At 66.4% G+C, this 12,886-nt stretch carries 13 protein-coding genes; 5 read left to right on the top strand and 8 right to left on the bottom strand.

Annotated elements, in window-relative coordinates:
* Positions 1-24: 24 nt before the first annotated feature.
* Entirely contained in the window at positions 25-1,209 is a 1,185-nt protein-coding gene (locus tag K410_RS0106795; protein ID WP_028134146.1) for a DUF2125 domain-containing protein, read from the bottom strand.
* Positions 1,210-1,319: 110 nt separating this feature from the next.
* Between K410_RS0106795 and K410_RS0106790 the strand changes: the two genes are divergently transcribed.
* On the top strand, positions 1,320-1,928 hold the full coding sequence (locus K410_RS0106790; RefSeq protein WP_028134145.1) for a gamma-glutamylcyclotransferase: 609 nt from the start codon (positions 1,320-1,322) through the stop codon (positions 1,926-1,928).
* On the opposite strand, the gene K410_RS0106785 is transcribed toward K410_RS0106790, so the two are convergent.
* From K410_RS0106785 to ftsE, 4 genes are all read right to left on the bottom strand, one after another.
* Positions 1,925-2,698: a lysophospholipid acyltransferase family protein gene (locus tag K410_RS0106785; protein ID WP_028134144.1), complete on the bottom strand. Its 774-nt coding sequence runs from the start codon at positions 2,696-2,698 to the stop codon at positions 1,925-1,927. The two genes, K410_RS0106790 and K410_RS0106785, sit on opposite strands and share 4 nt — an antisense overlap.
* Before the next feature lie 46 nt (positions 2,699-2,744).
* Positions 2,745-3,449 carry a YdcF family protein gene (locus K410_RS0106780; protein WP_028134143.1) on the bottom strand — a complete coding sequence of 235 codons (705 nt, stop codon included), beginning with the start codon at positions 3,447-3,449 and terminating at the stop codon, positions 2,745-2,747.
* Between the two features lie 72 nt (positions 3,450-3,521).
* Positions 3,522-4,490 (bottom strand): cell division protein FtsX, encoded by a 969-nt coding sequence (locus K410_RS0106775; protein WP_028134142.1) that lies wholly within the window; start codon positions 4,488-4,490, stop codon positions 3,522-3,524.
* Entirely contained in the window at positions 4,483-5,142 is a 660-nt protein-coding gene (ftsE, locus tag K410_RS0106770; RefSeq protein ID WP_018646542.1) for a cell division ATP-binding protein FtsE, read from the bottom strand. Before ftsE ends, K410_RS0106775 begins: the two co-directional genes overlap by 8 nt.
* A gap of 200 nt (positions 5,143-5,342) precedes the next feature.
* On the opposite strand from ftsE, the gene K410_RS0106765 reads away from it, so the two are divergent.
* Positions 5,343-6,221, top strand: a complete 879-nt coding sequence (locus K410_RS0106765) for an MJ0042-type zinc finger domain-containing protein (RefSeq protein ID WP_028134141.1) — start codon at positions 5,343-5,345, stop codon at positions 6,219-6,221.
* 45 nt (positions 6,222-6,266) lie between these two features.
* Positions 6,267-6,641: a response regulator gene (locus K410_RS0106760; RefSeq protein WP_028134140.1), complete on the top strand. Its 375-nt coding sequence runs from the start codon at positions 6,267-6,269 to the stop codon at positions 6,639-6,641.
* A gap of 202 nt (positions 6,642-6,843) precedes the next feature.
* Here the strand turns inward: K410_RS0106760 and K410_RS0106755 are convergent, their stop codons facing one another.
* Both K410_RS0106755 and K410_RS0106750 read right to left on the bottom strand, forming a co-directional pair.
* Positions 6,844-7,989, bottom strand: coding sequence for a DUF4175 family protein (locus K410_RS0106755; RefSeq protein WP_028134139.1), 1,146 nt, complete (start codon positions 7,987-7,989; stop codon positions 6,844-6,846).
* Positions 7,977-9,926: a TIGR02302 family protein gene (locus K410_RS0106750; RefSeq protein WP_028134138.1), complete on the bottom strand. Its 1,950-nt coding sequence runs from the start codon at positions 9,924-9,926 to the stop codon at positions 7,977-7,979. Before K410_RS0106750 ends, K410_RS0106755 begins: the two co-directional genes overlap by 13 nt.
* A 177-nt stretch (positions 9,927-10,103) precedes the next feature.
* On the opposite strand from K410_RS0106750, the gene K410_RS0106745 reads away from it, so the two are divergent.
* Together K410_RS0106745 and K410_RS0106740 are read left to right on the top strand one after the other, a co-directional pair.
* Complete coding sequence (locus tag K410_RS0106745; RefSeq protein WP_028134137.1) at positions 10,104-10,487, top strand: carboxymuconolactone decarboxylase family protein; 384 nt, start codon at positions 10,104-10,106, stop codon at positions 10,485-10,487.
* Positions 10,488-10,623: 136 nt separating this feature from the next.
* A complete protein-coding gene (locus tag K410_RS0106740; protein WP_028134136.1) occupies positions 10,624-11,514 on the top strand; it encodes an NAD(P)-dependent oxidoreductase in 891 nt (296 codons plus the stop codon).
* Between the two features lie 103 nt (positions 11,515-11,617).
* On the opposite strand, the gene lysA is transcribed toward K410_RS0106740, so the two are convergent.
* On the bottom strand, positions 11,618-12,883 hold the full coding sequence (gene lysA / locus K410_RS0106735) for a diaminopimelate decarboxylase (RefSeq protein ID WP_028134135.1): 1,266 nt from the start codon (positions 12,881-12,883) through the stop codon (positions 11,618-11,620).
* Between the last annotated feature and the right edge of the window lie 3 nt (positions 12,884-12,886).

The following is a 12,886-nucleotide window of genomic DNA, read 5'->3' as shown; positions in this document are numbered from 1 at the left end:
CGCGTGCCCCGGAATGACGGCAAGTCAATACAGCGGCGGGATCTGGCCGACCTTGACCGGGCCGAGCAGCACGGCGCCGTCGACGAATTTCAGCGGGAAGCTGCGCGCCTTCTTGCCTTCGAGCGTGCTCTCGCTACCGATCGAGTTGATGCCGGCGGCGACACCGGCATTGGCGTTCTGCTTGATGACCTTGCCGAGGCCCGGAACGGCGCGATCGAGCGCGCCGAACAGATTGGTGAGGTCCTGCGACTTCACGCCGGGCGCGACGCGGTCGAGCGTTGCCTGCGGCACGCCCTCCTCCAGCATCTTCTCGATGCCGAGCGCGGGGATCACGCGTTCGAGACCCGTCACCGTCATCTGCAATTCGCCGTCGAGCCGGCCGTTGGCCGAAAGGCCAAGCGTGCCGGCCGCAACCGCGATCATCTCGCCCTGCTGGATCCGCGACTGCACGATCTCGATGTGACCGCCGGCGGCCTGCATCTCGCGGAAGCGCTGCGGCCACGGCTTTGGCGTGAGGTCGGAGAGGCCGGTGACCTTGGCGCGCGTATCCGCCTCGAACGGCTCGGCGAGCAGGGGATGAACGCCCTGGATGCTGCCCTGCGCGACGTGCAGCAGGGTCTCGAGCACGGGATGATCCGCCGGCGAGCCGTCCGCGAGGCGGCCGTGCAGCTCGATCTGCTTGGCGCGCGCGAGCGGCACCTGCACGCTGCCGTCGAGGCGGTTGAGCGAGGGATCGTCGAACACGATGGAGGCGCGGTCCGGCACCGAGGGCAGGCCGACCACGCTGCTGCGGCCTTTGCTCCAGTTCACCACGAAGGTGTTTTGCGTGACGCCGTCGGTCAGCGTCGCGGGTGCGGAGAATTCGGCGATCACAAGCTTGGGATCGTAGACCTGGGCGACGACCAGGATGTTGTCGAGCTTGGCCGTGAACGGCGTCTTGCTTGCATTCTGCGAGACCAGGGACACGCTGGCGCCGGAGCACTGGATCTCGAAGCGGAACGGGAAGCCGGCGATCGAGCGCTTGGCGCAATCATAGATGCGGCCCGACTTGGCCTCCTGCGCCCGCCAGGCGTCTGCGGCCGTTTCGGCCCGCGAGGCCGCATAGAACCAGAAGCAGCTCCACGCGACGGCGAGGATCACGACGAGAATGGGTGCGGCGAAAAGGCCCCAACGGGAGCGGCGGCCTGCGGCAACGGTCATATTGGACATGCGGCGACCCTTTGATCCCAGATTCAGGCAAATGTAAGCGTGGTGCGGCTGCGGCGAAAGGCGGAGAATTCGCTTCGCTTGGGACCTTCATTCTGGTAGCCGTGCCCGAAATGTCGGAAATCACCCTCCCCTCCGTCACCACCGCCAAAGGCGACCTCTGGGTGTTCGGCTACGGTTCGCTGATGTGGCGGCCGGGCTTCGACTTCGAGGAGCGCGTCCCGGCGCGGCTGGTCGGCGAGCATCGCGCGCTCTGCGTCTATTCCTTCGTGCATCGCGGGACGCCGGAGAAGCCGGGCCTGGTGCTCGGGCTCGATCGCGGCGGCGCCTGCCGCGGCATCGCCTTCCGCGTCGCTGAAAAGAACCGCACCGAGGTCGTCGCTTACTTGCGCGCGCGCGAGCAGGTCACCTCGGTCTATCGCGAGGTGATGCGCTCGGTGTGGCTGGAGAACGACGCGCGCCAGCGCGTCTCCGCGCTCACCTATGTCGTCGACCGCGGCCATGCGCAATATGCCGGCCGTCTCTCGCTCGCCGAGCAGCACCGCCATGTCCTCCAGGGCCATGGCCAGTCGGGCGCCAACCGCGACTATGTCACCGCGACGGTGAAGGCGATCGAAGCCGAAGGCTTTCGCGACACGCAGCTGCACCAGCTTGCATTGATGCTGCATGGCGATGCGCATTCTCTGCACGCGGGTCAAAACGAAGACCGCGAAAGCCGCTAGCCCTCTGCCGGCCTGTAGCTCGGCGCCGAGCCGATCAATTGCTCCTGCTCCTTGCGGCCAGCTTCGACGAGGCGGCCGGTCGCATCCTCGATGGCCGTCTGCACGCGGGAGAGAAACTCGTCTTTCGGCAGGCCCGGCGGCAACGGATCGAGGAACTCCACCACGAGCGTGCCGGGATAGCGCAGGAAGGTGCGGCGGGGCCAGAACAGGCCGGAGTTGAGCGCGACCGGCAAGCACGGCACGCCGCAGGACGAATAGATCTGCGCAAAGCCGGTCTTGTAATCCGGCGGCGCGCCGGGCGCGCGGCGCGTGCCTTCCGGAAAGATCACGAGTTGCCGGCCGCTGCGCACCGCCTCGCGCGCCCGCCGGGTCATGTCCAGGAGCGCCTTCACGCCGGCATTGCGATCAATCGCGATCATGCCGGTCTTGACCAGGAACTGACCGAACACCGGAATCTGCATCAGCTGACGCTTGAGGATGAAGATCGGGCGGTCGAAGAAGCCCGGCAGCACGAAGGTCTCCCAGAACGACTGGTGCTTCGCCGCGATCACCAACGGCCCCTGCGGAATCTTCTCCGTCCCCCGGAATTCCACCTTGATGTTGCAGACCACCCGCATCAGGACCAGCGTCGCCTTCGCCCACCATTCGGCGACCGTCAGCATGGCGCGTGGCGGCAATGCGAAGGTCGGCAGCGCCACGATCGCAAGGCATACCAGCACGGCGTAGAACAGCACGTTGAACACGAGCGAGCGCAGGAAAATCAGGAACATCGATGGTCCATCAATTTACCGGTCAACTGGCGTCTCAATTGGCACGTCAATTGGCTTGGGCGGTGGCGGGCCGCTTTGGTTGCCGACCTGCAGGCTGCTCCGATATCTCGGGCGAAAGGTCAATCCCGAAATCCTCCAGCCGCACCCTGAGCTCGGCCGCGAGGTACTTGACATATTCCGACAGCAGCAGCCGCAAGGTGGACGCCGAGGTCCACCACGGCTCCTCGCGCCATTTTTCGCCGACCACCGCGAACGGGATCAGCGCCGTTTCCGGCATCGCATGCGAGAATTCCACCAGCGCGCGCGGCATGTGGTAGTTCGAAGTGACCACGATCAGCGACTTGAAGCGGCGCCCTTCGGCCCAGCGCCGCGCCTCCGCCGCGTTGCCGCGGGTCGAGAGCGCGGTGCGGTCGAGATCGACGCAACAGGTCATGAAGGACTGGTTCTCCGGCAACGTCCTGGAGATGTCGTTCGCCGTCGAGGTCGGGTGCACGCCGGAAATCAACAGTCGCCTGCCGTAACCGGCGGCGAGCAGCGCCATCGCATCCGAGACCCGCGAAGAGCCGCCGGTCAGGACCACGATGCCGTCAGCCTTGCGGCTCGGTGCGATCTCGGCGCCGCGCAATTGCGACAGGAACACGACGAAGCCCGCCGCGGCGCCGACGAAGGCCAGCGCAATCGCCGACACGATTGCCGCGCGCAGCCAGCCGCGCGGCAGTTTCGGCGATCGATCGTCGGTCGGCGAGGTCATGCGATGTCGGTGATCCCTTCCCTGACTGATTTTAGGATGTTTTGAGGCGAAGTGGAGTCCGGTATCTCAACCCTAGTCGACGTCGTTCAAGGTCGCGAACAGCGTCTGGCGCGAGGCCACCGCGGTGATGGCGCCGATCAGCACGGCCTGGACCGCAAGCACGATGTAGCCGGATGGCCGCAGCGAGAAGGTGCCGAGCAGCGCGGCGAACTGGTCGCCGACGGGGGTACCGGAAAACCAGCCGGCGATCGACTCGGAGAAGCCGAACACCAGCATGGCGGCGCCGCCGCCGATCACGCCGCCCTCGAGGCCGAGCCTGAGGAAATGACGCAGGAAGTGATTGGCGATGTAGCGGTCGCCGGCGCCGACGAAGTGCAGCACCTCGACGATCGGGCGGTTCGCCGCCATGGCGCCGCGGGTCGCGAACGAGACGGAGATGATCGTGGCGACGATGACGAGCGCGAGGATGCCGAGGCCGGCGAGCACGGTGGCGTTGGTCATCGAGCGCATCCGCTCGATCCAGGCGCGATGGTCGTCGACGCTGGCGCCCGGCGCGACCTGGTTCACCCGTGCGCGCAAGGCCTCGAGATCGAGCGGCGTGCCGGGTTGCACGCGCGCGATGATCATGCGCGGCACCGGCAGATCGTCCATCGACAGCCCGGTGCCGAGCCAGGGTTCGAGCAGCTTGCCGCTCTCCTCCTTGCTGAACGGCTTGACCTCGACGACGCCGGCTTGCGTGCGCATCGCCTCCGTCACCGCTGCGGTGTCGCGTTCGAGATCGCGCCCGGTTTGCGGACGAACCTGGATGGTGATCTCGCTCGCCACGTCCGACTGCCATTCCGCGGCGGAGGCGCTGACCAGCAGCACGGTGCCCGTGGCCATCGACGCGAGGAAGGTCATGATGGCGACGACGGCGACCAGGGCCCGGCCCTGGATCGAGGCGCGCGGCACGATCGGCGACATGTTGCGCGCCTTGGCCGGCAGCTGCGGACGCTCCTGCCCGAGGTCGACCATCACGCCGCGCTCGTCGGTCCTACTCATAGACGTGCAACCGTCCCTGGTGCAACACCAGCCGCCGCGCCTCATACTGGTCCATCAGGCCGATGTCGTGGGTCGCGATGATGACGGCGGTGCCCGATTTGTTGAGCTCGATGAAGAGACGCAGCAGGCGGCGTCCGAGCGTTGGATCGACGCTGCCGGTCGGCTCGTCCGCGAGCAGCAGCTGCGGCCGCGAGATCACGGCGCGCGCGATCGCCGCACGCTGTTTCTCGCCGCCCGACAGGATCGGCGGCAGCGCGTCCATGCGGTCGCCAAGCCCGACCCAGCGCAACAGGTCGATCACCTCCTTGCGATAGCTCGACTCGCTACGGCCCATGACACGGAACGGCAGCGCGACGTTCTCATAGGTCGTCATGTGATCGAGCAGGCGGAAATCCTGGAGCACAATGCCGATGCGCTTGCGCAAGTCCGCGATCTCGTCCTTGCCGAGCTGCGAGATGTCGTGGCCGAACAGATTGACGAGGCCCCGCGTCGGTCGATGCGACAGGAACAACAGGCGCAGCAACGAGGTCTTGCCGGCACCCGACGGGCCGGTGAGGAACTGAAACGAATGCGCCGGGATCTGGAAGCTGAGGTCGCGCAGGATCTCCGGCCCCAGGCCGTAACGCAATCCGACATTTTCGAACCGAACCAAGTTCAGCTCCGTTCGAGAGGGGGCGCGGGTCGCGTGGCTGCGCTCCGCCAGCGCGATCAACGGGTTTTGCCGCCGTTATGGTTTCCGGTTCGTTAACGGTCGGCCAGTAGCATATTGGCAGCATCCTGGCCGCCCGGTTCTTCCGGCGGGGTCAGGGGCAAGACCTCGTTCAATCCTGGTTCATGCATCAAGGCTCGTCCATGCATATTGTCTGCCCCCATTGTATGACATCCTACGCCATCAAGCTCGCGAGCCTTGGGGCGAACGGACGGGCGGTTCGCTGTTCCCGCTGCAAGGAGACCTGGATTGCCCATGCCGAGGACGCCATCGAGGAGGCGTCCGTCCCGGCCATGGCTGCAGCCAGTCAGGCCGATGACCAGTCCGACCTCGCCGAGCAGTGGAATTCCTATGCTACGGACGACAACGCCACCGATGCGCCTGTCGTCGACAGCCCCTCGATCGCCAGTGACTGGCCCGAGGAAGAAGCCAGGGAAACCGAGGACGAGTGGTCGACAGCGGCCCGGGAGGCCGAGCAAGAGGTCGCCGGCGCGCAGCACCATTCGTGGTTCCGCGGCCTGTTCCGCCGCCGCGGTGCGCGGGTCAGCCGCCCGGTGGCCACTGCTGCCCCGCGAAAATCCTATTTCGGCCTGCCGACCGCCTGTGCAGCCATGGGCGCGCTGGTGCTGGCGCTGGTGATCTGGCGCGGCGACATGGTGCGGCTGCTGCCGCAGACGGCGGCATTCTACAAGCTGGTCGGGCTCGAGGTGAACCTGCGGGGCCTCGCCTTCAAGGACGTGAAGCTGTCCAGCGAGACCGTGGACGGTAAGCAGGTGTTGGTGATCGAGGGCATGATCGTCGGCGAGGGCAAGAAGCCGCTCGACATCCCGCGGCTGCGCTTTGCCGTGCGCGACGCCCAAGGAGCGGAGATCTACGCTTGGAATACGGTGCTGGAGCAGACCGTGCTGCGGCCCGGCGAGCGCGCCTTCTTCCGCTCGCGTCTCGCCTCGCCGCCCCCGGAGGGCCGCAATATCGACGTCCGCTTCTTCAACCGGCGCGACATTGCCGGCGGCAGCGTATAATCAACCTCGCAAGGCCCGCGCGGAGTTGATCCCAAGGTTGCTCTTATGCCGAAAATCCTGATCGCCGACGACGAGGATTCAATGCGCACGCTGGTGGCGCGCGCCATTGCCATGGACGGCCACGAGACCGTCACCGCGCAAGACGGCGCCGAGGCGCTGGAGATCCTGAGCCGCGAGGACGGCGCCTTCGACCTGCTGCTCACCGACATCCAGATGCCTGTCATGGACGGCATCGCGCTGGCGCTCTCCGCCGCGCGCGACTTTCCCGATCTGACCATCTTGCTGATGACCGGCTTTGCCGACCAGCGCGAGCGCGCCTCGAACCTCAATGCGCTGGTGCACGACGTCGTGACAAAGCCGTTCTCGGTCGCCGACATCCGCACCGCCGTGGCGGATGCGCTGGCGGCGAAGAAGGCTTAACCTCTCAACACACCCGCATCTGGCCCGTCATCCTGAGTGACGGTCGTAGACTGACGCGCAATGCCACCACGTCGTCATTGCGAGGAGCTCGCGCAAAATTGCGGAGCAATTTTGCGCTGATGCGACGAAGCAATCCAGTGTCCCTCTGCGGAGAGATTCCGGATTGCTTCGCTGCGCTCGCAATTGTCGAGAATGCGGCGCCCTAAAAATCCTTCAGCAGACGCTCGATGTAATCGAGCTCGATCTGCGGGCGCGAGCTGTCCCCTAAGCGGCGGCGGAGCTCTTCGAGGATGCGCCGGACGCGCTGGGCGTCGATCTCGCCGGGGATCTTGACGGTGTAGTCGTCGCTGAGATCGCGGCCGTGAAGCGGACGCCCCAGCGGATCGGTCTGATTGCCGCCGCTCTGCTGTCGGCCGGCCCGATTGCCGGGACCATCGCCCTGCCCGTCGCCGTCGCCCTGCTGCATCGCTTCGGCCATCTTCTGCGCGCCCTTGCGCATCGCCTCGAGGGCCTTGCCCTGCGAGTCCACGGCACCGTCGGCATTGCCCTCGCCGAGCTTCGAGCCGGCATCGCCCATGGCGCCGTCGGCGGCGTCGAGGCTGCCGTCGTCATCGCCCTGATCGCCGTCCTGATCGCCGCTCTGACCGGGGTCGCCCTGCTGGCCTTTCTGACCCTGCTGCCCCTTCTGGCCCTTTTGTCCCTTCTGGGCGAGACCGCGCTTGGCGAGCTCGTCCTGCAGCTTCTTCAGGCGGTCGCGCAGCGACTGCTGATCCTGCTGGAGGTCCGACATCGACTGATCGCCCTGCTGCTTGCCGCGCGAACGGTCACGCCGGGAATCCTGACCCTGCTTGAACGTCTTGTCGCGCAATTGCTGCTGCTTGCGGATCATGTCGCTGAGCTCGTTGAGTGCCTGCTCCATCTCGCTCTCGCCGGATTGCCCCGGCTGCGCCATCTGGAGATTTTCCATGATCTGCGCGAGCTGCTCGAGCATGCGCTGGGCTGCCTCGCGATTGCCCTCGCGCGCTGCCTTCTCGATCTGCCGCAGGAGGTCGTCCAGATCCCGCTGCGTGATGACGGAGCGATCGCGACTGGAGGATTGGCTCCTCTCCGTGGCCCGCTTGTATTCCTCGAGCTTCTGAATGGCGTCGGACTGATTGTTCAGGCTCTTGCCGGATTCCCTCTGCCTGAGGCTGTCGCCGGACTCCTGCATCGCCTTTTCGGCGCTGTCGAGCAGAGCATCGGGATCCTGGTCCTGCTGGGCCACGACGGGAGTCACGCTTCCCAACAGGAAGGCGAGGCAGGCGACCGATATCGCCTGCAAGACTGGCACGCGTGCTAGCTTCCGCATTTCCGGTCCCGCGTAAACTGGTTGGTCCTGTCGTCCCCCGCCTTGTTGGCACGGCTATTGGCCGACTTCCGATAGGCCTGAAGCTGCTCGCGCAAGGTGTCCTGCTGCTGCGCCAGGTCTGCAAGCTGCTCGGGCGTCGCATGCTGGGTCTTCTGTCGCAGCTCGATCGCCTTGTCGAGGATGAGCTGGACCTCGGCGGGGAACGGCTGCCGCGCACCGAGCGGATTCTGTTCGGCGCGCCGCGCGAGATCGCGCACCTTGCCGGCCATGGCCTCGCGAAGCTTCTGCGTCAGCACCCTGATCTCGTCCTCGCTGGCACCGCGGTCCAGCGCCGCCTTGAGCGCATCCTGCGCCGAGCGCAGCGCGGCGTTGACGCTGCCGGCGACACCGTCGTCCTCGATGGTGACCGCGAAGGCCCACATGCTCGCCACCACGTTGCGCAGGGCATCGTCGGTGCGGGCGGCCTCGAGCTGGGTCGCGAGGCTGCGCAGGCCGAGATAGCAGCCGGCGTCCGGCGTGAACAATTCGGGTGCGATCATCAGGGCGTCGAGCGCGGTGTAGACGTCCGAATTCCTGTTGGCGTCGAGCGCGAGGATGCGGCGCTGCTCGATCAGTGCGCGCGCCAGCGAGTTGGTGAAGAGACGCTCGGGCAGGCGCATGTTGAACGGTTCGCTTCTGGCCTCGTTGCCGGCCTCGTCCTTGGCGGTGAGCGTCAGCGTGACGTCGGCGCCGGCATAGGGATCCTCGCTGAGGTCCTTCACCGTCTGGCCGACACCGTTGCGGGTGCGCGCGTTCGGCAGCACGAGCGGGAATTGCGGCGGCTGGAACAGCGGCCGCGGCGTGGCCTTGCTGTCGGAATCCTTGCTGCCATCCTTGCCGGCATTTTTGGCGTCGTCGGGGCGCAAGCCGATATGCGCCTCGGCGCCGGTCACGCCGTAATCGTCCTCGATCTTGTAGGAGAGCTGGAGGGCCCCGCGCGCCTGGCGCTCGGGATCCTTGGCGAGCACGATCGTCGGCGCACGATCCGGCGTGGCCGCAAACGCCCATTGCGGCTGGCCGGAGGGCGCGCGCACATGCGCGGTGCCGTCGGCGCTGATGGTGAAATGCCTCTCGTTGGTTCCCTTGGGCGCGGCTTCTGTGTGCGCGACCTCCTTGAGGCCGCCGGAGACGGTGACGTCCAGACTGCCGCCGGAGGAGCGCACGATCAGGGTCGAGCCGGCGGGAACGGCAAGCGGACCGGAGGCGGGCAGCGCCGCGGCCTCCTTGTTGGCGGCCGACAGGATGACCGGCGGCTTGCCGGTGTAGAGCGGCGGCGTCACCCAGGCGTCGACGCGAACATTGGCGGGCGCCAGCACGCCATTCCAGTCGAAGGCGGCCCCGAGCCGCATCGCGCGCTCGTCGCCGGCGGCGAAGAAGGTCGCGACCAGCATCACCATGACCAGCGCGCGCAGCGCCCAGGGGTCATGCAGCGCGAGCCGCGGATGCGGCAGACCGGCGCGGATGCGCTTGATCGAAGCCAACGTGCGTTCGCGCTGCGCCTGCCACAGCGCCTGTGCGATCGGATCCTGCGAGGACAGCGTGTCCGTCAGCGTCGTGGCCGGGCGATGACGGATACCGGAGCCACGGTCGAGCCGGCTCAATGCCTCCTCGCGGCTCGGCCAGCGGAAGCGAATCAGGGGCAACAGCACCGCAATCGCAATGCCGCCGAAAACGACGAGACCGATGGCACGGGCGATGAAGGGCAACGCGAGCCAGAGGCCGGCCCAGGACACCACCAGGAACAGGCCGACGACGGTCAGAAGCCGCGCCAGATGTGGCCAGGCACGCTCCCACGCGATGGCATAGAGGGCCCGGTCCAGGGCCTGCGCCAGCTTCAGCCGCGACAGAGCATCACTGTTGCGGATCGGGTCTGACGGGTCGGGGGTGACGCCGTTCAATCAACTCTCCAGGTTGCCCGGTAGAGAGGAGCCTATCACAACGGCAGCACTGAGGCATCCGTTCCGGTACGGGAGATACCCCTTTTCCCGCATAACACGAGGACGTGACTGGCCCGGCCCAACCCCGTAATTTCCGCGCGCCACCTCAGGGAACACAAGGGAAGCAAGGGAAACGCCATGGACAAGAAGATGCACGACAAAGGCCTGGAAGTCCGCAAAGCGGTGCTGGGCGAGGCCTATGTCAACAACGCCCTGAAGAACGTCGACGACTTCAACCGTCCGTTTCAGGAGATGCTGAACGAATATTGCTGGGGCACGGTGTGGGGCCGCGAGGAGCTGCCGCGCAAGACCCGCAGCATGCTCAACATCGCCATGATCGCGATCCTCAACCGCCAGCACGAATTCCGCGCCCATCTGAAGGGCGCGCTGACCAACGGCGTCACCCGCGAGGAGATCCGCGAGATCCTGATGCAGGTGGCGATCTATGGCGGCATGCCCGCCGCGGTCGACAGCTTCCGCATCGCGCGCGAGGTGTTTGCGGAGATCGACGGCAAGGCGTGAGACAGGCTAATTGCTCTGAATCGTATTGCTCCGTCATTGCGAGCGCAGCGAAGCAATCCAGAATTCGTCCGCGGAAACGCTCCTGGATTGCTTCGTCGCTTCGCTCCTCGCAATGACGACGGGAGGAAAGAACACCATGGACATCGGATTCATCGGCCTCGGAAACATGGGTTTCCCGATGGCGCGGCGCCTGATCGAGGCAGGGCACAGGCTCGTCGTGTTCGACACGCGCAACGAGGTCACGGGCAAGCTCGTGGCCCTCGGCGCGACGGCCGCGACATCGCCGAAGGACGTCGCCGACCAGGTCGAGACATTGATGGCGAGCCTGCCCTCGCTGCAGGCTTCGCTCGAGGTCGCGACGGGCGCCAACGGCGTGATCGAGGGCAGCCGGGCAAAACGCTTCGTCGACCTCTCCACCGTCGGCTCGGCGATGGCCGTGAAGATTCACGGCCTGCTCGCCAAGCGCAACATCGTCCAAATCGACTGCCCCGTCTCCGGCGGCGTCGGCGGCGCCGAGAAGGGCACGCTGGCAGTAATGGTGTCAGGCCCGAAGGCGGAGTTCGAGCTGCTCAAGCCCGTCCTCGACGTGATCGGAAAAGTGTTTTTCATCGGCGAGAAGCCGGGATCGGCACAGACCATGAAGCTCGCCAACAATTTGCTGTCGGCCACCGCGATCGTGGCGACCTCGGAGGCCGTGGTGATGGGCGTGAAGGCCGGGCTCGACCCCGCCGTGATGATCGACGTCATCAATGCCGGCTCGGGCATGAACACCGCGAGCCGCGACAAGTTTCCGCGCTCAGTGCTGCCGCGCAGCTTCGACTTCGGCTTCGCCACGGGACTGATGGTGAAGGACGTGCGGCTGGCGCTGGAGGAGATGAAGCAGCTCGGCCTGTCGATGGAGGTCGCCGACGCGGTCGGGCGGTTGTGGGAGACCGTGATAGCGGCGGAAGGCGCCGAGTCCGATTTCACCGCGGCGATCAAGCCGATCGAGACGAAGGCGGGTGTCGTGGTGGGCGGAAAAAAATAACGCAGATCCCGTAGCCCGGATGGAGCGCAGCGTAATCCGGGATTGTTACGGCGCGACCAGAACCCGGATTTCGCTGCGCTCCATCCGGGCTGCGATCACCGCCTCACAGCCACGGCGCCGGCTTGTCCATCGCAATGAGCTGCTCGACCTCGATGCGCGGGCGCACCACGGCGTATTGATCGTCCTTCACCAGCACCTCCGGCACCAGCGGCCGGGTGTTGTAGGTGCCGGCCTGCACCGCGCCATAGGCACCTGCGGTCATGATGGCGAGGAGATCGCCGGGCGCGGGCGTCGGCAGCGTGCGGTCGAGCGCGAGATAGTCGCCGGTCTCGCAGACCGGGCCGACGACGTCGGCGATGATGGTGGCGGCGCCGCTGGCGGGCTGCTTCACCGGCAGGATGTCGTGATGGGCCTCGTACAGCGTCGGGCGAATGAGGTCGTTCATGGCGGCGTCGATGATGACGAAATTCTTGCCGTCGCCGTGCTTCACATAGATCACTCTGGCGACCAGGATACCGGCATTGCCGACGATCATGCGGCCCGGCTCGAACATCAGCGTGCAGCCAAGATTGTGGCTGACGCGCTTGACCATGGCGGCATAGGCGGCCGGCTCCGGCGGCGCCTCGCGGTTCATGTCGTAGGGAATGCCGAGGCCGCCGCCGAAATCGACATGGGAGATGTCGTGGCCGTCGGCGCGCAGCGTCTGCACGAACTCGGAGAGGATGCGGAACGCGGTCTCCATGCCGGAGAGGTCGGTGATCTGGCTTCCGATATGCACGTCGGTCCCGGTCACCTCGATGCCGGGCAGCTTGGCGGCGCGGGCATAGACCTCGCGGGCGTGCACGATCGGGATGCCGAACTTGTTCTCGGACTTGCCGGTGGAGATCTTGGCGTGGGTGCCGGCATCGACGTCGGGATTGACGCGCAGCGAGATCCGCGCGGTCTTGCCCATCTCGGTCGCAAGCCGCGACAGCAGCTCGAGCTCGGGTTCGGATTCGACGTTGAGGCAGAGGATGTCGGCGCCGAGCGCGGCGCGGAGCTCCGTTTCGGTCTTGCCAACGCCGGAGAAGACGATCTTGCTGGCGGGAATGCCGGCGGCCAGCGCGCGCTTCAACTCACCGCCCGAGACCACGTCGGCGCCGGCCCCGAGCTTGGCCAGCGTGCGCAGCACCGACTGGTTCGAGTTCGCCTTCATGGCGTAGCAGACCAGCACCTTCTCGCCGGCGAAGGCATCCGCAAAGACGCGATAGTGCCGCTCCAGCGTCGCGGTCGAATAGCAATAGAACGGTGTGCCGACGGTCGCTGCCAGCTCGGACAGATTCACCGCCTCGGCGTGCAGCACGCCGTTGCGATAGTCGAAATGGTTCATGGC

Source organism: Bradyrhizobium sp. 22 (assembly GCF_000482425.1).
GTDB lineage: Bacteria > Pseudomonadota > Alphaproteobacteria > Rhizobiales > Xanthobacteraceae > Bradyrhizobium > Bradyrhizobium japonicum_B.
The sequence above is the reverse complement of the archived record's forward strand: the minus strand, read 5'-3'. Positions and strand labels throughout refer to the sequence as shown.

Coding starts and splice junctions, on each gene's coding strand:
- K410_RS0106795 (WP_028134146.1), bottom strand. CDS start 1,209: ATGTCCAATATGACCGTTGCCGCAGGCCGCCGCTCCCGTTGGGGCCTT.
- K410_RS0106790 (WP_028134145.1), top strand. CDS start 1,320: ATGTCGGAAATCACCCTCCCCTCCGTCACCACCGCCAAAGGCGACCTC.
- K410_RS0106785 (WP_028134144.1), bottom strand. CDS start 2,698: ATGTTCCTGATTTTCCTGCGCTCGCTCGTGTTCAACGTGCTGTTCTAC.
- K410_RS0106780 (WP_028134143.1), bottom strand. CDS start 3,449: ATGACCTCGCCGACCGACGATCGATCGCCGAAACTGCCGCGCGGCTGG.
- K410_RS0106775 (WP_028134142.1), bottom strand. CDS start 4,490: ATGAGTAGGACCGACGAGCGCGGCGTGATGGTCGACCTCGGGCAGGAG.
- K410_RS0106765 (WP_028134141.1), top strand. CDS start 5,343: ATGCATATTGTCTGCCCCCATTGTATGACATCCTACGCCATCAAGCTC.
- K410_RS0106760 (WP_028134140.1), top strand. CDS start 6,267: ATGCCGAAAATCCTGATCGCCGACGACGAGGATTCAATGCGCACGCTG.
- K410_RS0106755 (WP_028134139.1), bottom strand. CDS start 7,989: ATGCGGAAGCTAGCACGCGTGCCAGTCTTGCAGGCGATATCGGTCGCC.
- K410_RS0106745 (WP_028134137.1), top strand. CDS start 10,104: ATGGACAAGAAGATGCACGACAAAGGCCTGGAAGTCCGCAAAGCGGTG.
- K410_RS0106740 (WP_028134136.1), top strand. CDS start 10,624: ATGGACATCGGATTCATCGGCCTCGGAAACATGGGTTTCCCGATGGCG.
- lysA (WP_028134135.1), bottom strand. CDS start 12,883: ATGAACCATTTCGACTATCGCAACGGCGTGCTGCACGCCGAGGCGGTG.